22 protein-coding genes are annotated in these 23,894 nt (G+C 53.8%); 17 read left to right on the plus strand and 5 right to left on the minus strand.

The window, feature by feature from the left end:
- The first annotated feature begins 55 nt into the window (after positions 1–55).
- Genes dnaK through GH984_RS00525 form a run of 4 tightly spaced genes read left to right on the plus strand, consistent with a single transcriptional unit; the run spans position 56 to position 4,913 of the window.
- Positions 56–1,972: a molecular chaperone DnaK gene (dnaK, locus tag GH984_RS00510; RefSeq protein WP_153718268.1), complete on the plus strand. Its 1,917-nt coding sequence runs from the start codon at positions 56–58 to the stop codon at positions 1,970–1,972.
- A 19-nt stretch (positions 1,973–1,991) separates the two neighbouring features.
- Positions 1,992–3,140, plus strand: coding sequence for a molecular chaperone DnaJ (gene dnaJ, locus GH984_RS00515; protein ID WP_153718269.1), 1,149 nt, complete (start codon positions 1,992–1,994; stop codon positions 3,138–3,140).
- Between the two features lies 1 nt (position 3,141).
- Positions 3,142–3,912, plus strand: a complete 771-nt coding sequence (gene dapB, locus GH984_RS00520) for a 4-hydroxy-tetrahydrodipicolinate reductase (protein ID WP_153718270.1) — start codon at positions 3,142–3,144, stop codon at positions 3,910–3,912.
- On the plus strand, positions 3,912–4,913 hold the full coding sequence (locus GH984_RS00525; protein ID WP_153718271.1) for an NAD(P)/FAD-dependent oxidoreductase: 1,002 nt from the start codon (positions 3,912–3,914) through the stop codon (positions 4,911–4,913). The genes dapB and GH984_RS00525 overlap by 1 nt, the downstream gene beginning before the upstream one ends.
- Here the strand turns inward: GH984_RS00525 and dapE are convergent.
- From dapE to map, 5 genes are read right to left on the minus strand one after another with little or no spacing between them, the layout of a single operon-like run.
- Positions 4,867–6,024: a succinyl-diaminopimelate desuccinylase gene (gene dapE / locus GH984_RS00530; protein ID WP_153718272.1), complete on the minus strand. Its 1,158-nt coding sequence runs from the start codon at positions 6,022–6,024 to the stop codon at positions 4,867–4,869. The two genes, GH984_RS00525 and dapE, sit on opposite strands and share 47 nt — an antisense overlap.
- A complete protein-coding gene (dapD, locus tag GH984_RS00535) occupies positions 6,005–6,838 on the minus strand; it encodes a 2,3,4,5-tetrahydropyridine-2,6-dicarboxylate N-succinyltransferase (protein ID WP_153718273.1) in 834 nt (277 codons plus the stop codon). The genes dapE and dapD overlap by 20 nt, the downstream gene beginning before the upstream one ends.
- Positions 6,839–6,852: 14 nt before the next feature.
- Entirely contained in the window at positions 6,853–8,061 is a 1,209-nt protein-coding gene (dapC, locus tag GH984_RS00540; protein ID WP_153718274.1) for a succinyldiaminopimelate transaminase, read from the minus strand.
- A gap of 9 nt (positions 8,062–8,070) precedes the next feature.
- Positions 8,071–10,734: a [protein-PII] uridylyltransferase gene (gene glnD, locus GH984_RS00545; protein ID WP_369691871.1), complete on the minus strand. Its 2,664-nt coding sequence runs from the start codon at positions 10,732–10,734 to the stop codon at positions 8,071–8,073.
- Entirely contained in the window at positions 10,727–11,494 is a 768-nt protein-coding gene (gene map / locus GH984_RS00550; RefSeq protein WP_153718276.1) for a type I methionyl aminopeptidase, read from the minus strand. The genes glnD and map overlap by 8 nt, the downstream gene beginning before the upstream one ends.
- Positions 11,495–11,672: 178 nt before the next feature.
- Here map and rpsB point away from each other — a divergent pair, with 178 nt between their 5' ends.
- From rpsB to lpxA, 13 genes are read left to right on the plus strand one after another with little or no spacing between them, the layout of a single operon-like run.
- On the plus strand, positions 11,673–12,494 hold the full coding sequence (rpsB, locus tag GH984_RS00555; RefSeq protein ID WP_153718277.1) for a 30S ribosomal protein S2: 822 nt from the start codon (positions 11,673–11,675) through the stop codon (positions 12,492–12,494).
- Between the two features lie 3 nt (positions 12,495–12,497).
- Positions 12,498–13,382: a translation elongation factor Ts gene (gene tsf / locus GH984_RS00560; RefSeq protein ID WP_153718278.1), complete on the plus strand. Its 885-nt coding sequence runs from the start codon at positions 12,498–12,500 to the stop codon at positions 13,380–13,382.
- Positions 13,383–13,392: 10 nt separating this feature from the next.
- Entirely contained in the window at positions 13,393–14,112 is a 720-nt protein-coding gene (pyrH, locus tag GH984_RS00565) for a UMP kinase (RefSeq protein WP_153718279.1), read from the plus strand.
- A 5-nt stretch (positions 14,113–14,117) separates the two neighbouring features.
- The gene (gene frr / locus GH984_RS00570) at positions 14,118–14,675 is read left to right on the plus strand and encodes a ribosome recycling factor (RefSeq protein WP_153718280.1); all 558 of its coding nucleotides are present in this window, start codon (positions 14,118–14,120) and stop codon (positions 14,673–14,675) included.
- Positions 14,676–14,700: 25 nt separating this feature from the next.
- The gene (gene uppS / locus GH984_RS00575) at positions 14,701–15,423 is read left to right on the plus strand and encodes a polyprenyl diphosphate synthase (protein WP_153718281.1); all 723 of its coding nucleotides are present in this window, start codon (positions 14,701–14,703) and stop codon (positions 15,421–15,423) included.
- Entirely contained in the window at positions 15,383–16,243 is an 861-nt protein-coding gene (locus tag GH984_RS00580) for a phosphatidate cytidylyltransferase (protein WP_153718282.1), read from the plus strand. Before uppS ends, GH984_RS00580 begins: the two co-directional genes overlap by 41 nt.
- On the plus strand, positions 16,240–17,436 hold the full coding sequence (gene ispC / locus GH984_RS00585) for a 1-deoxy-D-xylulose-5-phosphate reductoisomerase (RefSeq protein ID WP_153718283.1): 1,197 nt from the start codon (positions 16,240–16,242) through the stop codon (positions 17,434–17,436). The genes GH984_RS00580 and ispC overlap by 4 nt, the downstream gene beginning before the upstream one ends.
- Positions 17,437–18,801: an RIP metalloprotease RseP gene (gene rseP / locus GH984_RS00590; RefSeq protein WP_153718284.1), complete on the plus strand. Its 1,365-nt coding sequence runs from the start codon at positions 17,437–17,439 to the stop codon at positions 18,799–18,801.
- Positions 18,802–18,819: 18 nt separating this feature from the next.
- On the plus strand, positions 18,820–21,108 hold the full coding sequence (gene bamA / locus GH984_RS00595; protein WP_153718285.1) for an outer membrane protein assembly factor BamA: 2,289 nt from the start codon (positions 18,820–18,822) through the stop codon (positions 21,106–21,108).
- Between the two features lie 12 nt (positions 21,109–21,120).
- Positions 21,121–21,648 (plus strand): OmpH/Skp family outer membrane protein, encoded by a 528-nt coding sequence (locus GH984_RS00600; protein WP_153718286.1) that lies wholly within the window; start codon positions 21,121–21,123, stop codon positions 21,646–21,648.
- Positions 21,623–22,660, plus strand: a complete 1,038-nt coding sequence (gene lpxD / locus GH984_RS00605) for a UDP-3-O-(3-hydroxymyristoyl)glucosamine N-acyltransferase (RefSeq protein ID WP_153718287.1) — start codon at positions 21,623–21,625, stop codon at positions 22,658–22,660. The genes GH984_RS00600 and lpxD overlap by 26 nt, the downstream gene beginning before the upstream one ends.
- On the plus strand, positions 22,653–23,117 hold the full coding sequence (gene fabZ / locus GH984_RS00610; protein ID WP_253939072.1) for a 3-hydroxyacyl-ACP dehydratase FabZ: 465 nt from the start codon (positions 22,653–22,655) through the stop codon (positions 23,115–23,117). The genes lpxD and fabZ overlap by 8 nt, the downstream gene beginning before the upstream one ends.
- Positions 23,114–23,890, plus strand: a complete 777-nt coding sequence (gene lpxA, locus GH984_RS00615) for an acyl-ACP--UDP-N-acetylglucosamine O-acyltransferase (protein WP_369691873.1) — start codon at positions 23,114–23,116, stop codon at positions 23,888–23,890. Before fabZ ends, lpxA begins: the two co-directional genes overlap by 4 nt.
- The last annotated feature ends 4 nt before the right edge of the window (positions 23,891–23,894 follow it).

Consider the following 23,894-nt stretch of genomic DNA (forward strand, 5'->3'; position numbering starts at 1 on the left):
CAGACGTTGCCCCCAGTTCTTAACCAGATCGAATTTAATTTGAGGAGCTTTAGTAATGAGCAAGATTATTGGTATTGACCTAGGAACCACCAATTCCTGCGTAGCCGTGATGGAAGGCGGCTCAGCCCGTGTTATCGAAAACGCCGAGGGCACACGCACCACCCCATCAACAGTCGCTTTTAGTGAAGATGGCGAAGTGCTTGTTGGTGCCGCGGCTAAGCGCCAAGCGGTAACTAACCCAGAGAATACGCTACACGCGATTAAACGCCTGATTGGGCGGAAATTTGAAGAAGACGTGGTGCAGCGCGACGTGCGTGAAATGCCTTATAGCATCGTCAAAGCCGATAACGGTGATGCGTGGGTCGAGGTGCGTGGCAAAAAGATGGCACCGCCTGAGATTTCTGCGCGTGTGCTGCAGAAAATGAAAAGCACCGCTGAGGACTATCTTGGTGAGACGGTCACTGAGGCCGTTATTACCGTGCCGGCTTACTTTAATGACTCGCAGCGTCAGGCAACAAAAGATGCCGGGCGTATTGCAGGGCTTGATGTAAAGCGAATCATTAACGAGCCAACGGCGGCAGCGCTTGCTTACGGGCTTGATAAAAAGGGCGCTGATCGCAAGGTGGCGGTTTATGACTTAGGCGGTGGCACCTTCGATGTATCTATTATCGAAATTGCTGAGGTAGAGGGCGAGCACCAGTTTGAAGTGCTGTCGACCAACGGAGATACTTTCCTCGGCGGTGAGGATTTTGATCGTGCCATCATCGATTATCTGATGAGTGAGTTCAAAAAAGAGCAGGGCATCGATATTTCCTCAGATCGGCTGGCATTGCAGCGACTCAAAGAAGCGGCAGAGAAGGCCAAAATCGAGCTGTCTTCATCGCAGCAGACTGAGGTGAATTTGCCGTATATTACGGCAGATCAGACCGGGCCGAAGCACTTGAACCTAAAGCTAACCCGAGCCAAGCTCGAGAGTCTGGTAGATGAGTTGGTGCGTCGTACCATTAAGCCTTGTGAGGTAGCCCTGAAGGATGCCGGGCTTCGTGCTAGCGAAGTTGACGAGGTCATTCTTGTGGGTGGCCAGACGCGGATGCCGAAGGTGCAAGAAGCCGTGGCCGAGTTCTTTGGTAAGGATCCACGTCGTGATGTGAACCCAGACGAAGCAGTGGCTATTGGCGCGTCCATTCAAGGTGGCGTGCTGGGTGGCGATGTTAAAGACGTCTTGCTGTTGGATGTGACGCCGCTGTCATTGGGTATTGAGACGCTGGGTGGTGTGATGACGAAACTCATCGAGAAGAACACCACAATCCCAACGAAGGCCAATCAGGTCTTTTCCACAGCCGACGACAATCAGAGTGCAGTGACCGTGCATGTGTTGCAGGGTGAGCGCGAGATGGCGACCGATAACAAGTCGCTTGGTAAATTTGATCTGACCGATATTCCGCCCGCGCCACGGGGAATGCCGCAGATTGAAGTAACCTTTGATATCGACGCCAATGGCATTCTTCATGTGACGGCCAAAGATAAGGGCACAGGTAAGGAGCAGTCGATTCAGATTCGTGCCTCAAGTGGCCTGTCGGATGAAGAGATTGAGCAGATGGTGCGTGACGCCGAAAGCCATGCGGAGGAAGACCGCAAGGCACGTGAGTTGGTCGAGGCGCGCAATCAGGCCGATAACCTTGTTCATGCCGCCCGTAAGAGCTTAGGTGAGATTGGCGATAAGGCCAGCGATGAAGAGAAAAAGGCGGTTGAGGATGCCATTGCCGAAACCGAGCAGGCGATGCAGGGCAGCGACAAGGCTGAGATTGATGCCAAGGCGCAGGCACTGGCAGCGGCTTCTGGCACGCTAGCCGAAAAGCTCTACCAAAGTGCTGAAGGCGGCGACGGGGCGGCTGATGGAGCAGGCACCAACCAGGATGATGTGGTTGATGCCGAATTTGAGGAAGTTAAGGACGATGAAGAGAAAAAATAGCCGATAAGGCGGAAGTTTAATGGCAAAACGCGATTACTACGAAGTACTGGGCGTCGCCCAGAACGCCTCAGAGGCTGACATTAAAAAGGCCTATCGGCGATTGGCAATGAAGTATCACCCGGATAGAAATCCGGGTGATACTGATGCCGAGAATCGGTTTAAGGAAGCCAAAGAGGCCTATGAAACGCTAACGGATGCGCAAAAGCGGGCGGCCTATGATCAGTTTGGTCATGCCGGCGTAGACCCAAGTATGGGCGGCGGCGGCTTTGGCGGGGGCGGACAGGGCGCTGACTTCTCCGATATCTTTTCTGATGTATTCGGCGATATCTTTGGCGGGGGTCGCGGAGGCGGCCGCGGCGCAGGCCCGCGTGCTTACCGAGGTGCCGATTTACGCTATCGCATGGACGTCTCTCTTGAAGAGGCGGTGGCCGGCGTTGAGCGAGATATTCGTATTCCAACGCAGGTGCGGTGTACGGAGTGCGAAGGCTCTGGGGCAGCGAAGGGCAGTGAGCCTGAAACTTGCCCAACCTGTGGCGGCCATGGTGATGTTCGCGTACAGCAGGGATTTTTCTCGATTCAGCAGACGTGCCCACGCTGCAGCGGTACCGGTCAGATTATTTCCGATCCGTGTAAAAAATGCGGCGGTGCGGGTACCGTGCCCGACCACAAAACCTTGCATGTCCGCATTCCGGCGGGTGTCGATACCGGAGATCGTATTCGGTTAAGCGGCGAGGGTGAAATTGGTGAAAAAGGTGGCCCACCGGGTGATTTGTATATCGAAGTAGCCGTCAAACCACATCCGATATTTACTCGTGACGGTGCCGATTTGCGGTGCGAAATTCCGATTGCGTTTACCACCGCGGCACTCGGTGGCGAAATTGAGCTACCTACACTAGATGGTCGGGTCACGTTGCGCGTTCCCGCCGGCACTCAGTCTGGCAAGACGTTCCGGGTGCGTGGCAAGGGCGTTAAACCGGTGCGCGGCGGCGGGCAGGGTGATTTGTTATGCCGAGTCATGATAGAAACACCCGTTAATTTGAATGCACGGCAAAAAGAGCTACTTGAGGAGCTTGCAGAGACCCTTGAGAAAGGCGGCGAGCACCACACACCGCGCGGCAGCTCTTGGGTAGATTCAGTCAAATCTTTTTTTGAAGGGATGAAGTTTTAATATGACGCGCATAGGCATTCTTGGTGCAAACGGACGGATGGGAAGAAGCCTGATCGGTCTGATTGCCGCGTCTGACGATTTAGTGCTTAGCGGCGCCGGATTGCGCGCCGGGCATTCGTTGGTCGGTCAAGATGCCGGTGAGGCACTCGGGCTAGGTCGCACGCTCGGCGTGCCCTTACAAGACTCCGCTTATGCGGTAGCGCAGCATAGTGATGTTGTGATTGATTTCACACTTCCGGCGGCATTGGAGGAGAATCTGGCAGCCGCAGAGCGCACCGCTACGCCGATGGTTATCGGCACCACGGGGCTCGATGATCGGTGCCTAGCAGCGTTGGATGCAACGGCGATGAAGTTGCCGATTGTGTTTGCTGCCAATTACAGCAGCGGTATCACCTTGCTTTTGCGGTTGGCGGCAATTGCCGCAGGGGCGCTGTCTGCCGATTACGATGTGGCAATTAGCGAAGCGCATCATCGCTATAAAAAAGATGCCCCCTCTGGCACCGCGTTAAGACTTGGTGAAGTGGTAGCTAAAGCGCGTGATATCGAGGCACTAGATTCTTCTGCCTTTCAGAGTATTCGAGCAGGAGATATCGTTGGTGAACATACCGTACTGCTGGCTGCTGAGGGCGAGCGAATCGAATTAACCCATCGGGCAAGTAGTCGTGACACGTTTGCACGCGGGGCACTGCGTGCCGCACAGTGGTTGTTAAAGCAGCAAACACCAGGGCGATATGATATGGAAGATGTGCTTGGCCTGCGCGGGGTAGGCTAATGCGTTTGGCGGTGATTGGCGCCGGAATCGCAGGGCTGGCAGCGGGCGCGTTGTTGAGCCAAGCGGGATTAGCGCCAGTCATCTTTGAAAAAGGCCGAGGCCCCGGTGGGCGAATGTCGAGTAAACGCACCGAGCAGGGCTCGATTGACTTGGGCGCCCAATATTTCACGGCACAAGACAGTGTCTTTAAAGATCAAGTGGCCGATTGGATCAATTCGGACGTGGCCGCGGAATGGGCGGCAACACCCATGGTGTTACCCGAAAGGCAACCTGCACGCGCCCAGCGCCGGTTTGTTGCATCGCCTAAAATGTCCTGTATTGCCAAGCATTTAGCCAAGGATTTGGATGTTCATACTCAAGTTCAGGTTGCTGAAATTGCCCGTGAGCTTACCGGGTGGGTTCTGCGTGATCGCACGGGGCAACCCGTGGGTGATTTCGATTATGTACTCATCACAGCCCCCGCACCGCAAGCCCAGTCTTTGTTAGCCGAGCCCAGCCCAGCGCTTGCAGCTCAGGCGGCAAGCGTGCGAATGAAGCCGTGTTGGTCGTTGGGGCTCATCTTAGGGTCGCCAACGGGCGCGAAGTTTGATGCCGGCTTCCCGAGCAGCGGCCCTCTAGGCTGGGTTGCCCGCTCCGGCTCTCGGCCTGGGCGTGAATCTGCGCCAGAGATGTGGATTTTGCATGCGACAGCCGAATGGAGTCAGACGCATATCGAGGCGTCTGCAGAGTCGGTTACAACGGCTTTGATTGATGCATTTAGCGCGTTGCATCCGGGGCCCTTAGAAGTAGCCGATACCGTGGTTCACCGCTGGCGTTTTGCCCGGGCAGCATCACCCCTGGGTGAAGCAAACGGCTTTCTTGAAGGCGAGTCTGGCCTTTTATGTGCAGGCGACTGGGTGACTGATGGCCGCGTCGAAGGTGCTTGGCACAGCGGCCGTGCCGCGGCCCTAAGGCTTATTGATTTGGCGCGCGGACAAGTCTCGCCAAGCGATGCAGGGTAGCCTCGTAAAGTTCTGATAGCTGGTCTAGTTCTGCAATATCGATCGATTCGTCTATTTGGTGGATGCTGGCATTGACGGGACCCAGTTCAACCACCTCGGCACCTAAAGGGGCAATGAACCGCCCATCTGAGGTCCCGCCGGCGGTATTTGCCTCCACCTCAATTCCACAGGTTGCTTGAATGGCCTGCGTGATCGCTGTGCGTAAGGCCCCAGGTTCGCTACTAAATGGCTTTGCGGATAAATGCCAAATTAGGCTGAGTTGGTCATCGCCGATATGGCGATGCGCAATCGTCTCAATTCTTTGAATGATATCCGTGTGAGTTAATGCGGGAGAGTAGCGAAGATTAAATTGAGCGATGGCGCTGCCGGGCACCATGTTACTGGTGTGGGTGTCGGTTTCTAGATGAGTGACTTGAAAACTGGTGGGTGGGAACGCATCGGTGCCTGTGTCCCACGTCGTGTCGGCCAGTTCACCAAGAAACTGACTGAGGCGATGAGCCGGATTATCCACCTGCTCAGGGTAGGCGACATGGCCCCCTTTGCCGGCCACGGTAACGGTGGCGGTTAATGAGCCCCGCCGGCCAACGCGAATGGTATCACCAAGCTGATTGCGACTACTGGGCTCGCCAACCAAGCAATAGTCCACCGAGCTTAAATAGGAGGTTAACTGTGGCGCAATTTGCGCAATACCGTCTCTGGCGGGCCCTTCCTCATCGCTGGTTAATAGGATTGCGATGCGAAAGGGTAAGCTCGCCTGGTTGGGAGCAATACGCTCACAGGCGGTGATAAACGCAGCAATGCTACCTTTCATATCAGCAGTACCGCGACCATAAAGTCGTCCATCACGAATGCTGGGTGTAAAGGGGGGGCTTTGCCAATCCGATTCCACACCGGGCGGTACGACATCGGTATGCCCAACAAACAACAAGGTGGGGCCAGATTGACCGTGTATGGCCAATACATTGCTTACATCCCCCACCGGAAGGTGATGGATGGCAAAGCCGATAGCCTTTAGCCGATCGGCAATCAGTGTTTGGCAGCCGGCATCATCGGGGGTAATTGAACGCCGACTGACCAGTGCTTGAGTCAGTTCAAGCGTCATCTGGTCCATGTCTTAATAGCTCGTTAATGCCGACTTTTGCGCGAGTTTTTGCATCCACTTGCTTGATAATCACCGCACAGTAAAGACTATGACTGCCATCAGAAGCCGGTAGGCTGCCTGGCACAACGACGGCGCCAGCAGGCACTTCGCCATAGGTAATTTCACGCGTTTCGCGGTTGTAAATTTTAGTGGATTGCCCGATATACACGCCCATCGATAGAACCGCGCCCTCGCGGATAATGACACCCTCGACCACTTCGGATCGTGCCCCAATAAAGCAATTGTCCTCAATAATGGTTGGACCGGCTTGTAGCGGTTCTAAAACTCCGCCAATGCCGACACCGCCCGATAGGTGCACGTTGCGGCCAATCTGTGCACAAGAGCCCACGGTGGCCCAGGTATCGACCATGGTGCCGCTATCTACGTAGGCGCCGATGTTGACATACGAGGGCATCAGCACCACATCCGATGCAATGTAAGCACCTCGGCGAACGGTGGCTGGGGGCACAACGCGGGCGCCGTCGGCTTTAAAGCGTGCCTCATCATAATCGGCATATTTTGGGGGGACTTTGTCAAAATACTGGGTTTCACCCCCGTCTATGCGCTGATTGTCAGCGAGTCTAAACGACAGCAAAACGGCTTTTTTAAGCCATTGGTTAACCTGCCAATTAGCGCCGTTTTTTTCGGCAACTCTTGCACCGCCGGTATCGAGTAGGTGCAGCGCTTCTGCAACCGCTTCGCGTTCTTCAGCCGTTGCATTGGCCGGGCTAATTTGATCTCGCCGTTCAAAAGCGGCTTCTATGATTGCTTCAAGGGATGCCATTTCCTGATTCTCCATCAATACGGATAACTGGTTGCAAATGCGTTAATGCGCGCGAGCGCATCCTCGCAGATCTCGGGTTCAGCCACCAGCGCAACACGAACATAGCCCGCGCCTGGGTCTCCATTGACGGTCAATCTTGAGAGATACCGGCCGGGAAGCACCGTGACTGCCATGTTTTTGTAGAGTTGCTGCGCAAAGTTTTCGTCATCACCGCCTGGTACCGGAAGCCACAGATAAAATCCGGCCTCAGGTTCAGGGTAGGGCAATGCAGACTGCAGAACGTCACTGGCGCGATTAAATTTCTCGCGATAGGCCTTGCGATTGTCTTTAACATGCGTCTCATCAGACCAGGCGGCAATGCTTGCGGCTTGAACATGATTGGGCAGTGCACACCCATGGTAGGTGCGATATTGCCGAAATGCTTTGATGAGTTGTCGATCTCCCGCCACAAATCCAGACCGTAAGCCGGGCGCATTTGAGCGTTTTGATAAACTATGAAAAACCAGACAGCCGCTATACTCGGTGTTGCCCATTGCATGGCAGGCTTCAAGTAAACCGAGTGGTGGAGCGTTTTCATCGCGGTAGAGCTCCGAATAGCACTCATCGGCAATCACAACAAAACCGTGTTTTTTCTGCTGTTCTAACAGTGCCGCCCAAAACGATTGGGGTAGCGTTTTACCGTTGGGGTTACCTGGGCTGCAGAGGTAGATCAGGCCACAATTTGCCCATTGCTCAGCTGAGAGCTGTTCTAATGGTGGCTGAAAATCGGTATCTGCTGTTGTGTTCAGGAGTACCGGTTTTCCGCCCGCCAGCAAGGCTGCCCCTTCGTAGATCTGGTAGAACGGATTTGGCATCATAATCAGCGGCTTGTTGCGGGTGTCTACGAGGGCTTGAGTAACGGCAAAAAGCCCTTCGCGAGTGCCTGCAACTGGCAATATGTGCTGTTCAGGGTCGATGTGGCCGCTACCGAACCCATAGCGCCGGGTAATCCAATCGGCGATGGTGCCGCGCAGCGCTTCTGACCCAACGCTGGTTGGGTAGGTGGCAATGCTGCTGTCTAGCGTTTCTCTTATTGCATCTAGGATGCAAGCCGGCGTGGGGTGTTTCGGCTCGCCAATAGACAGTCGAATGGGGGCTAAATCTGCGTTCGGCTCAATCCCGCTTAGCAGCTTGCGAAGGCGTTCAAACGGATAAGGCTGCAGCTGTTTTAGGTTGCGATTCATAAACCTATCTTACACGCCATCGCCGCGGCGCAGGAGGTCTGCCTCATCATTGAGCGCTGCAAACACCGCCGCACGAAGCTCTTGCTGCTGTGCCGGCGAAAGGGGGTCGTTATGTTGGTCGGTAACAAAGAAGACATCCTCGGCACGCTCACCAATGGTGGCAATCTTGGCGTTTTGTAGCCGGATGTTGAGGGTGGCAAATATCTGACCAATGCGGGCTAAAAGGCCGGGTTGGTCACCCGTAATTAATTCCATGGCGGTGCGACTATTTTTGGCGTCTTCCGCAAAATCAACCTCGGTAGCCGTGGTGAAGTGGCGTAGGCGGCGGGGTAGAGGTCTTGTGTTTTCGGTTAATGCGCCGGTGGTCGACTTTAATGCTTCGCTTAGGGTCTGCTTAATCGCTTCTGCGGTCACGTTTTCGCCAAGCACAAGAAAGCTATCTACCGTATAGCCGTTTGCAGTGGTGATGATACGAGCATCCTGAATGTCTAGATTGAGCCGATCAATGGCCGCCACGGCCAGGGCGAAGATGTTGTCCTGATCGCGGGTGTAGATAAAAATTTCAATTCCGCCACGTCCGCCTTGCTCATCTACCAATATGAGGGGTTCGTGCGCGGCATCTCCCGCTGCGTGAATCGCGCGGGTGTGCCAAACGACCTCCTGCGGGGAATAACGCAAAAAGTATTCAGGCGTAAAATGCCGCCAAATCGAGCGAACGGTCATGTGATGCAGGCCATGGGTACGGAGTAACTCACGCGCCGTCGCTTGCGCCTGAGCCACCAGAGTTTCTTCTTCGATGGGCTGGCCTAAGCCACGGCGAAGCGCTCTTTGTGTGCGTCGGTACAGCTCTAGGAGCAGCGCACCGCGCCAGCTATTCCACAAGCTTGGATTGGTGGCGCGGATGTCTGCCACGGTCAGTAAGTAAAGATAATTAAGATGCGTTTGATCGCCCATTTCTTGTGCAAAATCATCGATAACAGCCGGGTCGCTTATGTCTCGTCGCTGCGCGGTCATCGACATGAGTAAGTGTTTACGCACAAGCCAGGCAACCAAGCGGCAGTCATAGCGAGATAGGCCGTGCTGCAGGCAGAAGGCATAGGTGTCTTCTGCGCCGAGTTCGGAGTGATCACCACCGCGCCCTTTGGCAATATCGTGAAATAGCCCAGCAAGGTAGAGCAGCTCGGGTTTGGGTAGCTGAGCATAAATTCGACTTAACAGCGGGAATTCATGTTGGTGCTTTGGTATGGCCAGTCGTCGCAAATTTCTCACAACCATTAGGGTATGGGTGTCAACGGTATAGACGTGGTAGAGGTCGTATTGCATGCGCCCGGTAATCTGCGCGAACGCGGGGATATAACGGCTTAAAATGCCATAGTGATGCATGCGGCGTAGCGCGTGCGTCAAGCCCTGAGGTTGGCGCAAAATTTCCATGAAGAGGCTGCGGCAGCGTATGTCCGCGCGAAAGGCATCATCAATTTGGTTACGCGCTTGGCGGAGCAGCCGGATTGTTGCGGCCCGAACGCCCTTAATTTCAGGGCGTTGCTCGATAAGAAGGAATAGCTCAAGCATAGCAAACGGATAGCGGGTAAATACCCGCCGGTGGGTGACTTCTAAAAACCCACGTTTTATTTGAAAGCGTTTGTTGATGAGCTCGGGGCGCTCGTCAATGTCAGCATACAAAATGGCTTCTTGATAAAGCTGAAGCAGCAACTCATTGAGACGGTTAAGTTGCATGATCACGCGATAATAGCGCTGCATGAATTGCTCGACGCCTAAGGTGTGATCGGCGTCTTGATAGCCAAATTGTTTGGCGAGCTCTGTTTGATACTCGAACAGTAGGCGGTCTTCCCGTCGGCCGGCCAAAAGATGCAGCGCAAACCGAACATCCCAAAGAAAATACTGGCCCTGCATGAGGGCGTCATACTCTGCTTCCTCTAAGAAGCCGCGATGCACTAAATCGTGCAATGTCTTTGCATTGAAGTGCCGCTTAGCGACCCAACCTACCATGTGAATATCGCGCAGCCCGCCGGGGCTTTCTTTTATGTTGGGCTCTAGGTTGTAACTGGTGTCGTGGTAGCGCTCGTGGCGTTGCTGCTGCTCTTGCCACTTCGCCTCAAAAAACGCCGGCCCTGGCCAAAGTTGGAATGGGCTTGTTGCCGTTTGCATGGCTTGAAATAATTTTTCATTGCCGGCCAGCGGGCGTGATTCCATGAGATTCGTTGCGATGGTGATGTCATCAGCCGCTTGGCGTTTGCAGTCTTCGATGGAGCGTACGCTGTGGCCTACCTCTAAGCCGATATCCCAAAGGCTGGTAACAAACGCACTGACTGCTTCATTAAACTGGTCGGGCACCGACTCGGGAATCAGGATCATGACATCGATGTCTGAGGCGGGATGTAGCTCGCCGCGACCATACCCACCAACGGCGGCTAGACAGGCCTCTTCTGCGTACTCTTCAAGGCAGATGTGCCATAAACGGGTGATGATTTGATCAACGACTTGAGCGCGCAGGGGCACCAGTTCAGAGGCAGGCGCACCCTCTCGAAAGCGCGCTGCCAACGTTTCATCTGCATCAGCAAGTGCCGCGCGCAGCACCGGTGGCGCACTTTGACAGTCGCGCAGATTGGCATCAACCGCGGCGATATCAATTAATAGCCGATCTACATCAGACACTTTGTGCAGGGGTGCTCAAGGTTAAAATGTCGACTCCCGTGTCGGTAACCGCAACAGTGTGCTCCCATTGGGCAGACAGGCTATGGTCACGAGTGACAACCGTCCATTGATCACCTAGTAACCGTGTTTCTGGCCGGCCCGCATTAACCATGGGCTCTATGGTAAAGGTCATGCCAGATTGAAGGGCAGGCCCCGTGCCAGGTCGACCATAGTGCAGGATTTGTGGCTCTTCGTGAAAGCCGCGCCCAATTCCATGGCCACAATATTCGCGTACGACGGAGCAGCCTTGCTCCTCGACTAACGATTGTATCGCATGTCCAATGTCGCCTAGGGTGGCGCCGGGTTTAACCACCGAGATACCGGCATCTAGGGCATCCTTAGCAACTTCTGTTACTCGCTGGGCCTGCACGCCAGGCGGACCTGCAAAGAACATTCGTGAGGTGTCGCCATGCCAGCCTTGGTAGATTACCGTGATATCGATATTAACGATGTCGCCACGCTTAAGCAGTTTCTTACCGGGGATGCCATGGCAAATCACATGATTCACCGAAATGCAGGTGGCTTTGGGAAAACCGCGATAGTTGAGTGGGGCGGGAATGCAATCGAGCGTGAGTATATGCTCGTGGCACAGCGCGTCTAATTCACCGGTGCTGATACCGGGTTTAACATGCGGAGTAATGTAGTCCAAAACGGCCGCTGCCTTGGCGCCAGCGATGCGCATTTGTTCAATTTCTTGCGGCGATTTACGGATTATTGTCATTTCTGGTCCGACGTTGTGGCAGGGAATAATTGTGACTGCAAGCCGCCTATGGTATAAACGGCGCGCCTTTGAGGCAATGAAATATCAATCCACACATGCACCGACACGGTCGGCGGGGTGCCCTAGGGTTGCCGGCTGCGGGTGTATGGAGGCTTAACCCGTACAAGGAGTATTTATCATGGCCAAAGTGACCATGCGTCAAATGTTGGAGGCCGGTGTCCATTTCGGTCACCAGACCCGTTATTGGGATCCTAAAATGGCACCGTTTATTTTCGGTGAACGTAATAAGATCCACATCATTAACCTCGAGCAAAGCCTACCGCTTTACCACGATGCCGTTAATTACATCGGCAAGCTGGCTGCTAACGGCGGCCGGGTAATGTTTGTCGGCACCAAGCGCGCTGCACGTGATGCCGTTGCCGAGGAAGCAACGCGTTGCAAAATGCCTTACGTCAACCATCGTTGGCTGGGGGGCATGCTCACCAACTTCCGCACCGTTAAGCGGTCGATCAAGCGGTTTAAAGAGCTGCAAGAGCAGTCGACCGACGGTACCTTCGATAAGCTGGGTAAGCGCGAAGTACTCTCGTTACAGCGGGAGATGGATAAACTTGAGCGCGCTTTTGGCGGCATTGTAGAGATGGAATCGTTGCCGGATGCATTATTTGTCATTGATGTTGGCTATGAGCGGATTGCCATTCAGGAAGCCCGCAAACTCGGAATTCCGGTAGTAGCCGTGGTTGACACCAATAACAGCCCGCGTGAAATCGATTATGTGATTCCCGGTAATGACGATGCTACACGTGCCATTCGTTTGTACCTGCGCGGTGTGTCCGATGCCATTGTCGATGCGCGTTTAGCGACGGCGCAAGCGAGCGGCGAGGATGAATTCGTCGAGGTGCCAGAAGCTGAGGTAGCAGAAGCTCAGGTAGCAGAAGCTGAGGTGCCAGAAGAAGTGGAAGCACCTGCTGAGGAAAGTCAGACTGACGAAGGGAAGGAATAAGCGATGAGCATTACTGCACAACTCGTAAAAGATCTGCGCGAGCGCACCGGTGCCGGCATGATGGAGTGCAAAAATGCACTTGTTGAGACTAATGGCGACATGGAAGCGGCGATTGAACAGATGCGCAAGCGCGGGCTTGCCAAGGCAGATAAAAAGGCTGGGCGCGTTGCTGCTGAAGGCGCTGTTGTTGCTGCCGTTGGCGGCAATAAGCAATCGGGCGCGCTTGTGGAAATTAACAGCGAAACCGACTTTGTGGCGGCAGGTGATGATTTTCAGGAATTTGCGCAAAAGGTTGCTCAGCAGGTGCTTGCAGAGGCCCCGGCTGATCTCGATGCGTTATTGGCTCTTCCGCTAGCCTCGGGTGCTGGGTCAATTGCCGATGAGCAAAAAGCCCTAGTGGCGCGTATCGGCGAGAATATCCAAGTCCGTCGGTTTGTGGCCTATCAAACCGATAACAATGCCATTTATCACTATTTGCATGGGTCACGAATTGGCGTCATGCTCGAGCTGCAGGGCGGTGACGAATCGCTGGGCCGAGACTTGTGCATGCACATTGCGGCTAGTCGTCCAATTTGTGTTGCAGCGGAAGATGTGGCCGAGGAGCAGGTGGCTAAAGAGCGTGAGATTTTAATCGCTCAGGCCCAAGACTCTGGCAAGCCGCAAGAGATCGTTGAGAAGATGGTCGAAGGGCGTCTGCGGAAGTGGCTGGCTGAAATGACTTTGCTGGGCCAAGCCTTTGTGAAAGATCCTGACCAAACGGTTGAGGCGCTTCTTAAGGCCCACGGTGCCAAGGTTGTTCGCTTTACTCGGCTTGAAGTGGGTGAGGGCATCGAGAAACGCGAAGAGAACTTCGCCGATGAAGTGGCGGCAACCATCCAAGGCACGTAGGAAGACCAATATGGGCGAGCCGGTTTATCAACGCATCTTACTTAAACTCAGTGGAGAAGCGCTGCTGGGTCAGGCCGATTACGGAATAGACCCGGCCATGTTGCGTCGGCTCGCCAGTGAAATTGGAAAACTGGTTGAAGACGGGGTCCAAGTGGCCCTTGTCATTGGTGGCGGTAATATTTTTCGCGGTGCGGGTTTGGCTGAAGCGGGAATGGACCGTGTTAGCGCAGACCATATGGGAATGCTGGCTACGGTAATGAATGGGCTTGCCATGCAAGATGCGCTCGAGCGCGAGGGTGTTTTCACCCGCGTGATGTCCGCCATTAAGATTAACGAGGTCTGTGAAGACTATATTCGTCGTCGAGCCGTTAGACATTTGGAGAAAAAGCGGGTGGTTATACTGGCGGCAGGCACTGGTAACCCGTTTTTTACCACCGACACAGCAGCCAGTTTGCGCGCCGTTGAGATTGGGGCCGATTTGATGCTGAAGGCAACCAAGGTAGATGGGGTATACAGTGCCGATCCGGTGAAAGATCCGTCGGCAACTCGATACGAGACCTTGAGCTTTGACGAGGTGTTGGATCAGCGCCTATCGGTAATGGATACCACCGCGATTGTGATGTGTCGTGAGCAAAATATGCCTTTAGTTGTTTTTGATATTAATCGCCCCGGCGCGCTCGCAGAAATAGTGCGTGGGGAGTCGGTAGGAACCCGAGTCGAGCGAGGATAAAGCCAATGATCGACGATATTGCTAAAGATGCGGCCTCGAGAATGGCAAAAAGTGTAGAAAGCCTTAATCAAGATCTACATAAAGTTCGCACCGGGCGTGCTCATACCAGTTTGCTCGATCAAGTTAGCGTGAACTACTACGGTAGTGATGTGCCGTTAAACCAAGCAGCCACGGTGGTGGCCAGTGATGCACGAACCTTACTCATCACTCCATTTGAACGGAACATGATAGCGCCTATCGAAAAGGCGATCATGGAGTCTAACTTGGGCTTAACTCCAAGTTCAGCGGGTACTGCAATACGGATCGCCTTGCCTCCGCTAACCGAAGAGCGGCGGCGCGATTTGGTTAAAGTGGTCCGCTCTGAAGGTGAGCAAGCCAAAGTGGCGATTCGTAACATTCGCCGTGATGCCAATAGCGATTTTAAACAATTGCTTAAAGATAAGGACATCACCGAAGATGAGGCAAAGGAAGCCGAGGACCGAATCCAAAAACTGACCGACAAGTATGTTGGCGAAGTGGATCAACTGCTTACTGATAAAGAAGCGGAGCTGATGTCCGTTTGATTCGGCCTGGCGGAGGGCCTGGCGAATGAGCGACCATGAAAAACAGGCGTTGCCAAAGCATGTTGCCATTATTATGGATGGTAATGGGCGGTGGGCGGCGCAACAAGGTGAGCCACGCCATCAAGGGCATCGAGCCGGCGCAGAGGCCGTGCGAAATACGGTAGAAACCTGTGCACGAGCCGGCATTGAAGCCCTCACTCTATTTGCGTTTAGTAGCGAGAACTGGAGCCGGCCTGCCACCGAGGTGCGCATGCTGATGCAGCTATTTGCACGGGTGCTTGATCGTGAAACGAATCGGTTGCATCAAAATGGCATAGCGCTGCGCATTATTGGAGACCGCTCACGGCTTGCGCCGCGTATTCAAGAAAGGGCGGCCGCCGCCGAAGCCCTAACGGCGGGCAATACCCGTATGCAGCTGAATATAGCCGCCAGTTATGGCGGACGTTGGGACATCGTGCAGGCGGTTAGAGCGCTTGCATCCGAGGTTTCGCACGGCAATCGCAATCCAGAGTCTATTGACGAGCAGAGCGTTCGTGAAAAACTCTGCTTAGGTGATCTTCCAGAGCCGGACCTGTTTGTCAGAACGGGCGGAGAGCAGCGCATCAGTAATTTCCTATTGTGGCAACTTGCGTATACCGAGCTCTATTTTACCCCTGTGCTATGGCCAGAATTCTCTGCTGAGCAGATGCAGCACGCGCTGGATTGGTATGCCGGAAGACAGCGTCGGTTTGGGGGAGTGGATGCTTAAGGCGCGTATTCTGACCGCCGTGCCACTTGCTCTGATTTTGCTGGCTATTATTGGGTTTGCACCACCTGTGGTGTTTGCGGGCTTGGTTGGCATTATTGCGTTGCTTGGCGCTTGGGAATGGGCTGCGCTTGGGGGGCTTCAGGGTCGAGCCGGGCGGGCCGTTTACACGGCGCTGTTATCGGCCTGCTTGGCAGCAGTTTTTCTGCTCCCTTCTGTTGTGAATAACGTGATTCTTGCGGCAGCAAGTGTGAGTTGGACGCTGTTATTTGTTTATGTCGTGTGGCGGGGCCGTTCCTCTTCCATGCAAGGCCTGCCCTCAGGTGTAAGGTTATTGCTGGGTATTCCTATTTTGGTGTCTGCATGGCTCGCCTTAACCGGTGTTCATAACCTTGGCCCAGAGGGGCCTCTATGGCTATTGGTTCTGTTTTCACTGGTATGGGGCGCTGATATTGGTGCCTATTTTGTTGGGCGACGGTTTGGTCGGCATAAGCTGGCGCCTTTGATCAGCCCTGGGAAAACATGGGAAGGTGTTTTGGGCGGAATCGTCACCGCCTTGCTAGGCATGGGATTGGTAATCATGGTGGGGTGGTCAAGGGTAGATGCCCCCCTCCCGTCGATGGGCTGGTGGCTGCTTGCGGGTTTACTGGTGGTGGGCGCTTCGGTTTTGGGCGATCTTTTTGAGAGTTTGCTCAAACGTGACGCTGGCGTAAAAGATAGCGGTGCCATTCTACCAGGACACGGGGGTGTACTTGATCGTGTAGACGCGCTTCTGCCTGCAGCGCCGCTTTTTTATATGGCGTTGCTGGGAGTTTCCCAATGACGCCCGTGTTACAGCCGCAAAGAGTCTGCGTATTGGGCGCAACTGGATCAATTGGTGCTAACGCGTTAGACATCATTGCGCGGCATCCTGAGCGCTTCAACATCAGCGCGCTTTCCGCCCACAACAATGTGGAGGGGATGCGAGCGCTTTGCGTAAAATTCAAACCCCCGGTCGTGGTCATGCGTGATGAAAAAGCGGCGTCCGCTTTATCGGCTGTGCTACCGGCTAGCCTGCCAACTCAGGTTGTTGCTGGCGAAACCGCTCTTAGCACCATTGCGAGCGCTGACGAGACCGATACAGTGATTGCAGGTATTGTTGGTGCAGCCGGCTTACCGGCCTGCCTTGCGGCTGTGAAGGCCGGTAAGCGTGTGCTTATTGCAAACAAAGAAGCCCTGGTGGTGGCAGGTGAAATCATTATGCAGGCGGCTCGGGAAAATGGGGCCACCGTATTACCGATTGATAGTGAGCATAACGCGCTGTTTCAGTGCCTGCCCCAGACACCGCGCGGTCAAACCGACTTAGTGGGTGTCGATCGGCTTACTCTAACGGCTTCAGGCGGCCCATTCAGAACCCGAGATCCGGCAACGCTGGCCGCGGTTACGGTGGCAGAAGCGGTTGCACACCCGAATTGGAGTATGGGCAGAAAGATCTCCGTAGACTCTGCGACGATGATGAATAAAGGGCTGGAAGTTATTGAAGCGGCCAGATTTTTCTATATGCCGCCAGAGCAGATTGATGTGCTGATTCATCCGCAAAGCATTGTGCATGCATTAGTGCAATATCGAGATGGATCAGTGCTCGCGCAGATGGGTAACCCCGATATGAGAACGCCGATTGCCAACGCGTTGAGCTGGCCTGAGCGTATTGAGTCGGGCGTGGAGCCCCTAGATCTAGCCAGCTTAAGCGCATTGGAATTCAGTCATCCAGATCCCAAGCGGTTTCCTTGCCTTGCCCTAGCAATGCATGCATTAGCAGCGGGTTCTGCCGCCACTGCCGTATTAAATGCAGCCAATGAAGTGGCGGTTGCCGCGTTTTTGGAAAAAGCGCTGCGTTTTGATCAAATACCTGTGATTATAGAGAGTACGCTTGCAGCGGTTAGCGCATCCCGCGCCGATTCGCTAGGGTCTTTGCTGGCAATAGATCAGAACGCACGTCGGCATGCATCGGCGGCAGTAGCCCGCTGGAGACAATAAATGGGTTGGTTGGTAAATATCTTAGGCTTTTTGCTGGTTATCGGTATTCTGGTAACGGTGCATGAGTTTGGCCATTTTTGGGTGGCGAGAAAGGTTGGGGTGAAGGTCTTAAGATTTTCTGTAGGCTTCGGGCAACCCCTCTGGCGGCGTATTGGACAGGATGGCACCGAGTACGTTTTGGCGGCTATCCCGTTTGGGGGCTACGTTAAAATGTTAGATGAGCGCGAGGCAGCGGTTGACCCCGCGCTGCAATCTCAGGCCTTTAATCGGCAGCCGTTGTGGGCTAGAAACGCCATCATCTCGGCGGGCCCAATAGCCAACTTTTTGCTCGCAGTGCTGGCTTACTGGGCGATTTTTGTCATTGGTGCCACGGAAATGAAGCCGATTATCGGCCCGGTCATTCCTGATAGTCCTGCAGCTGCTGCTGGCTTGGAAGAGGGTGATGAGCTTGTGCGCATTGGCGATCGAAACGTCAGGGCGTGGGACTCCGCCATTATGGCGTTTTTGGAGAATTCTGCTGATTCTTCGATTGTTGTTACGGTCAATCGCTCGACGGGTGGTACTGCAGAGCGCTCGCTTGATCTGTCGCAGCAAAGACTGTTGGATGATGAGGGCGATGTCCTTCGCAAAATCGGCTTAACGCCCTGGCAGCCAACGATTGTGCCCATTGTGCGTGAGGTGATCCCCGGCAGCGCCGCCGCAATGGCTGAGCTTGAACCTGGCGATCGAATTATCGCAATTGATGGTAATGCGTTAAACGATTGGTCTGATTTGGTGGAAGCCGTGCAGGCGCGGCCGAATGAAGAGGTGGTGCTGCGTTATGCCCGTGAGGGTACGGAGCGGGAAGTAGCCACCACCATACAAGCGCGCGAGGGTGGCGGAGCGCAGTCGGGCGTGCTCGGTATAACACCCGATGTGCCCGCAGACCTCTTTGCCAATGCGCAGCATGAGGTGCGCTATGGGCCATTAGCCGCCGTGCCGCGCGCAATAGATGCGGGTTGGCAGGCAGGCAGCCTCACGGTCAGCGTGTTATTTAAGATGGTGGTTGGAGAGGCGTCGGTAAAAAATCTCAGCGGGCCAGTCAGCATTGCGCAATATGCGGGAGACTCTGTTTCGCTTGGCGTGATACCGTTTTTAAAATTTCTCGCGATTGTCAGTATTAGTCTTGGTATCCTCAACCTATTGCCTGTTCCGATTTTGGACGGTGGGCATCTGTTATACAACGGGATAGAGTGGATTCGCGGGCGGCCGCTTACCGAGGCGGCGCAAGTCTTTGGGCAGCAGATTGGCATTGTTCTGTTATTCATTCTCATGGCGTTGGCGTTTTACAATGACATCCTGCGTTTGATGGTATCGGGTGGTTGAATTTAAAAAGGGCTCAACATGCGTAAAATCCTGCTTGGCTTGATTCTTATTTTTGCCGCGGGTTCTGCAAGTGGATTTACCGTCGAAGAAATCCGCATCGAAGGCTTAAGCCGTATTTCTGAGGGAACGGTACTGAACTACTTGCCGGTCTCTTCTGGTGATGAGCTCGATCGTGCAGCCAGTGCTGATGCCTTGGAGGCGCTCTTTTCGACGGGGTTCTTTGAAGATGTCGAATTGCGCCAAGATGGCAGCACACTTGTGGTTGCCGTGCGGGAGCGTCCTGCCATTGCCGAGATAGAGTTTATTGGCAACAAAGCGCTAGACACGGATCAGCTCACTAGCGGGCTTGCCTCGGCTGGTTTGAGTCAAGGGCAGAGTTTTGATCGGTCTTTATTAGCCACGATTGAGCGAGAACTTGAACAGCAATACTTTTCTTTAGGCTATTACGATATTGCGGTAAGTAGCACGGTCTCGCCGCTACCGCGTAATCGGGTGGAGCTGAGAATTGAGATTACCGAGGGCAGCCCTGCTTCTGTTCAGGAAATCCATATCGTGGGCAATCAGGCTTTTGATGCAGATACCCTGCGCGGGCAGTTTTCGATGGGTCCAAAGGCATGGTGGGCCTTTCTGTCCAATCGCGATAAATATTCCCGCGAACGCCTTGCGGCTGACTTAGAGAGCCTTAGGGCCTATTACCGTGATCGCGGTTATGCTGATTTTCAAATTGAATCTACCCAAGTCTCGATTAGCCCTGATCGTCAACGCATTCACGTTACGGTAAACGTTAATGAAGGGCTTCTCTACCAAATCGGGGAGCTTGATTTGGCGGGTGATCTGATCTTTGAGGCCGATGAGTTACGCGAGTTATTCACAATTCAGCCGGGTGATACGTTTAACCAACGCGGAATTACGGCCACCATCGAAGCGCTTCGTGACAAATTAGGGACAGAAGGCTATGCCTTTGCCCGCATTAACCCCGTACCGGAGCTCCGCGAAGATGAGCAAGCGGTTGATATTACGTTCTTTGTCGATCCGGCGGATCGGGTTTATGTCAGACGACTGCAAATTGTTGGTAATGAAACCACTCGCGATGACGTGATCCGCTCGGAAATGCGCCAGCTCGAGGGCACTTGGCTGTCGACAAAAGCCCTACGGGACTCCCGCGATCGTCTTTTGAGGTTGGGTTTTTTCGGTGATGTTCGCATCGACACGCCGCGCGTCCCGGGCACCACCGAGCAGGTAGATGTTGAAGTAGAAACCACTGAGCGTCTCTCGGGCAGTTTTCGCGCCGGTGTTGGGTTTGGTAGCGAACAAGGCGTCATTCTTAATTTAGGGCTTCAGCAAGATAACGTGCTTGGCACCGGAGATCGGCTTGAGTTTGTTGCGAATAGTAACGATTCGGACACCATTTATCGGGTGTCTTACCTTGAGCGAAATCATACAACCAGTGGCATTGATCGGCGCTGGGCCGTGTCGTTCAGAGATACCGATGCCGACGAAGCCGAGCTGGCAGACTATGGATTAGAGAGCTTGTTGCTGTCTTATGGGTATCGGATTCCCGTTAGCGATAATGATCGCGTTGGGGCCGATTTGGAGTTTGATGCAACGGATTTGAGCCTAAGAAATGACGCCACCGAAATTCAGCGAGACTTTGTGGAGCGCAATGGCAATGACAATCAGGTAGTGCGCGCTAACTTAAGTTGGACTCGCGATACACGTAACCGCGCGATCTTTGCCACGCGCGGTGCGCAGCAACGGATGTCTTTACAAGCGTCTGTGCCGGGTACCGATCTTGAGTATTACCGGCTAAATTATCGGCAATCTCGATTTTTCGGATTCACGGAGCGCACGGCGCTCATGCTAAGCGGTACCGTGTCTTATGGCGATGGCTACTCGTCAGAAGACAAATTGCCGTTTTATGAGAACTTTTATGCCGGTGGCATCAGTACCGTTCGTGGTTTTGAGCGAAATTCATTGGGCCCGCGTGATGAAAATAATGACCCCACGGGCGGTAATCTTCGTGCGCTCATTCGCTCTGAGCTACGATTGCCCATTACCGCTGAAGATGCAGAAAGCGATAATTTGCGCTTAAAACTGTTTGTGGATGGCGGGCAAGTTTGGACGCGCGAAGGGGATGACAACACGCTCGAGGATGTGAGTGTGTCTGACCTTAGGTTTGGTGCTGGTGTTGGGCTAATTTACTACTCCCCGGTTGGGCCGCTAACGATGAGTGTAGCGACCCCATTAAACGAAGAAGACGGTGATGAAACGGAATTCTTTCAGTTTTCAATTGGTGCATTTTTCTAGAAAGCTAATTTAATGAACACTCGTTTTTTCACGGTTTTACTGTTTGTTTTGATCAGTGCCCCGATGCATTTGTCTGCAGCTGAGCTGCGCATTGGTTACGTTAATCCAGGCCGAGTGGCTGAAGAAGCTCCTCAGGCCGATGCGGCACGTGCCCGGCTTGAGACGGAGTTTGCACCGCGTGATCTTGCGATCACCGAAATGCAGGAAGATCTGCGCCAAATGGAAGATGCCTTAGCTGAGAGTCGCATGGTTTGGGATGAAGCGCGGCAGCAGGAAGTGCAGCGCGATATTGTTGTAAAGCGACGCGAAATTCAACGCACGCAGGAAGCCTTTCGCGATGATTTTAACCTACGCCGGAATGAGGCGTTGGGCGCCCTACAAAGACAAATACTACGAGTGGTGGAAGAGTTTGCAGAGCAGGAGGGGTTTGATCTAGTTGTCAGCGACGGGGTCGTTTTTGCAAGCAACTCTATTAACATCACCGATCGAATCATTGAGCGACTAAGGCGTCAGTATGAGCAGGAAAATAACGCTCAGTGAGTTAGCCGAGTTAACGGGTTGCGAGCGACGCGGCCCGGCTGATTTAGTGATTACCCAAGTGTCTTCTTTGCAGGCTGCCGGGCCAAGCTCGATTAGTTTTTTAGCGAACTCGCGTTATAAAAAGTCACTGGCCGACACTCAAGCGGGGGCAGTTATTCTTAATGCGGCTGCCGCTGAGCATTTTGCTGGCGCCCGATTAATTTCAGGTAATCCGTATTTAACGTTTGCACAGGTGGCCCGAGCGCTTAACCCAGCTCGCCAAGCCAAGTCAGGTATTCACCCGTCTGCGGTCATTGACGCCAGTGCATCGGTGGCGCCGTCTGCAGAGATAGGCCCCTTTGTTTATATAGGCGCTGGAACGGTTATTGGCGAGCAATCCATTATCAGTGCCGGAACGGTCATTGGTGATGATGTCTCCATCGGCTCGCAATGTGTCTTACATGCCAATGTGACGATTCAGGAGGGGTGCACCCTCGGCAATCGGGTTGTGCTGCACCCCGGCGTGGTGGTGGGCGGTGACGGGTTTGGATTTGCCCAAGATAATGAGCGCTGGGTGGGTGTGCCGCAACTCGGGCGGGTTATTCTTGAAGATGAGGTTGAGATTGGGGCTAATTCGACGGTTGATCGGGGATCTCAAGAAGATACCTGGATCGAGGAAGGCGTGAAGATCGATAATTTGGTGCAGATAGCCCACAATGTTCGTATTGGGGCGCATACCGTCATTGCCTCAGGAACGGGGATCTCTGGAAGCACCAAAATTGGCAGATGCTGTACGATCGCGGGTCAAGTTGGGTTTGCCGGGCATCTAGAGATTGCGGATCATTGCACGTTTACGGGTAAGTCGATGGTGATTGGTAATGTGCCCGAGCCGGGCATTTACTCCTCGGGTATGCCTTCGATGCCCTGGCGTGATTGGCGGAAGACTGCTGTTCGGGTCAAGCAATTGGATGGCTTGGCCCGACGGGTAGAGCAGTTAGAGCAAAATATGAAAAAGGATAATGATGATGACTGATCGACAAATAGACATTGATGGCATTAAACGTCGACTGCCGCATCGCTATCCGTTTTTGTTGCTAGACCGCGTTTTAGACTACGAGCCCAATGAATGGCTCAGAGCGCTTAAAAACATCACAGCCAATGAGCCATGGGTGAACGGACATTTTCCAGAGCGGCCCATTATGCCTGGGGTTTTGTTAATAGAGGCGATGGCGCAAAGTTGTGGTTTGCTCGCTTTTGTGACGCGCGAAGCGGAACCACAGGCCGAATTACCCCCAAGCGCACCACTTTTTTACTTAGTGGGAGTTGATAAAGCGCGCTTTAAGCGCCCGCTGGGGCCGGGGGACTCTCCGCATTTTGTTTCTTCACTGCACCGAGTGGTTCGGGGTATTTGGTTATTCGAGGCAACAATTGAGTTAGACGGGCGTGTTGTCGCAAGCGCCGATATCCGCTGTACGATGAGGGAAATGTGAGCGACATTCATCCCACTGCAATTATTGACCCTAGCGCAAAGATCGCCTCGGGCGTTCGTATTGGCCCTTATGCGGTTATTGATGCGGATGTTGAAATAGGGTCGGGGTGTGACATCGGCCCTCATGTTGTGCTTAGAGGGCCGATGCGATTGGGCGCGCGTAATCGCATCTTTCAGTTCGCATCGATCGGAGAGATCCCTCAAGATAAAAAGTTTGCTGGAGAATCCAGCTCGCTTGAAATTGGAGATGACAATACGATTAGAGAGTTCGTCACCATTAATCGCGGGACTGCTGATGGTGGTGGGGCAACTCGAATTGGAAACAAAAATTGGATTATGGCCTATGTGCATATTGCACATGACTGTCAGGTCGGTAACGAGGTGGTGTTTGCTAATGGTTCATCGCTGGCAGGGCATGTAGAGGTTGGAGATTGGGCAACACTGGGCGGATTTACCCTTGTGCACCAATTCTGCCGTCTTGGTACCGGAAGTTTTAGCGCAATGGGGAGTTGTGTTCGCCAAGATGTGCCCCCGTTTGTCACGATCGCCGGAGATCCGGCATTGCCGCACGGTATTAACATCGAAGGCCTGAAACGGCGTGGATACTCCACAGCAGCACAACAATCAATACGCAAGGCCTATCGAACACTTTATAAAAGAGGCCTGCGTCTGCAAGATGCACTGGATGCGGTCTCGAACGATGATGGCGGCGATCCCGCTGTAGAAGCATTCGTTCGCTTTATAAAGGCATCAGAGCGCGGCATCGTTCGCTAGGGGC

The organism is Spiribacter salilacus (assembly GCF_009649225.1).
Lineage (GTDB): Bacteria > Pseudomonadota > Gammaproteobacteria > Nitrococcales > Nitrococcaceae > Spiribacter > Spiribacter salilacus.

Bases quoted from the DNA above. Each gene is read 5' to 3' on its own strand.
- dapC (WP_153718274.1), bottom strand. From the start codon at position 8,061: ATGAATCGCAACCTAAAACAGCTGCAGCCTTATCCGTTTGAACGCCTT.
- GH984_RS00580 (WP_153718282.1), top strand. From the start codon at position 15,383: ATGCCGGAAGACAGCGTCGGTTTGGGGGAGTGGATGCTTAAGGCGCGT.
- pyrH (WP_153718279.1), top strand. From the start codon at position 13,393: ATGGGCGAGCCGGTTTATCAACGCATCTTACTTAAACTCAGTGGAGAA.
- rpsB (WP_153718277.1), top strand. From the start codon at position 11,673: ATGGCCAAAGTGACCATGCGTCAAATGTTGGAGGCCGGTGTCCATTTC.
- map (WP_153718276.1), bottom strand. From the start codon at position 11,494: ATGACAATAATCCGTAAATCGCCGCAAGAAATTGAACAAATGCGCATC.
- dapB (WP_153718270.1), top strand. From the start codon at position 3,142: ATGACGCGCATAGGCATTCTTGGTGCAAACGGACGGATGGGAAGAAGC.
- dapD (WP_153718273.1), bottom strand. From the start codon at position 6,838: ATGGCATCCCTTGAAGCAATCATAGAAGCCGCTTTTGAACGGCGAGAT.
- dapE (WP_153718272.1), bottom strand. From the start codon at position 6,024: ATGGACCAGATGACGCTTGAACTGACTCAAGCACTGGTCAGTCGGCGT.
- dnaJ (WP_153718269.1), top strand. From the start codon at position 1,992: ATGGCAAAACGCGATTACTACGAAGTACTGGGCGTCGCCCAGAACGCC.
- lpxD (WP_153718287.1), top strand. From the start codon at position 21,623: ATGAGCAGGAAAATAACGCTCAGTGAGTTAGCCGAGTTAACGGGTTGC.
- ispC (WP_153718283.1), top strand. From the start codon at position 16,240: ATGACGCCCGTGTTACAGCCGCAAAGAGTCTGCGTATTGGGCGCAACT.
- tsf (WP_153718278.1), top strand. From the start codon at position 12,498: ATGAGCATTACTGCACAACTCGTAAAAGATCTGCGCGAGCGCACCGGT.
- fabZ (WP_253939072.1), top strand. From the start codon at position 22,653: ATGACTGATCGACAAATAGACATTGATGGCATTAAACGTCGACTGCCG.
- frr (WP_153718280.1), top strand. From the start codon at position 14,118: ATGATCGACGATATTGCTAAAGATGCGGCCTCGAGAATGGCAAAAAGT.
- dnaK (WP_153718268.1), top strand. From the start codon at position 56: ATGAGCAAGATTATTGGTATTGACCTAGGAACCACCAATTCCTGCGTA.
- uppS (WP_153718281.1), top strand. From the start codon at position 14,701: ATGAGCGACCATGAAAAACAGGCGTTGCCAAAGCATGTTGCCATTATT.
- rseP (WP_153718284.1), top strand. From the start codon at position 17,437: ATGGGTTGGTTGGTAAATATCTTAGGCTTTTTGCTGGTTATCGGTATT.
- GH984_RS00600 (WP_153718286.1), top strand. From the start codon at position 21,121: ATGAACACTCGTTTTTTCACGGTTTTACTGTTTGTTTTGATCAGTGCC.
- bamA (WP_153718285.1), top strand. From the start codon at position 18,820: ATGCGTAAAATCCTGCTTGGCTTGATTCTTATTTTTGCCGCGGGTTCT.
- GH984_RS00525 (WP_153718271.1), top strand. From the start codon at position 3,912: ATGCGTTTGGCGGTGATTGGCGCCGGAATCGCAGGGCTGGCAGCGGGC.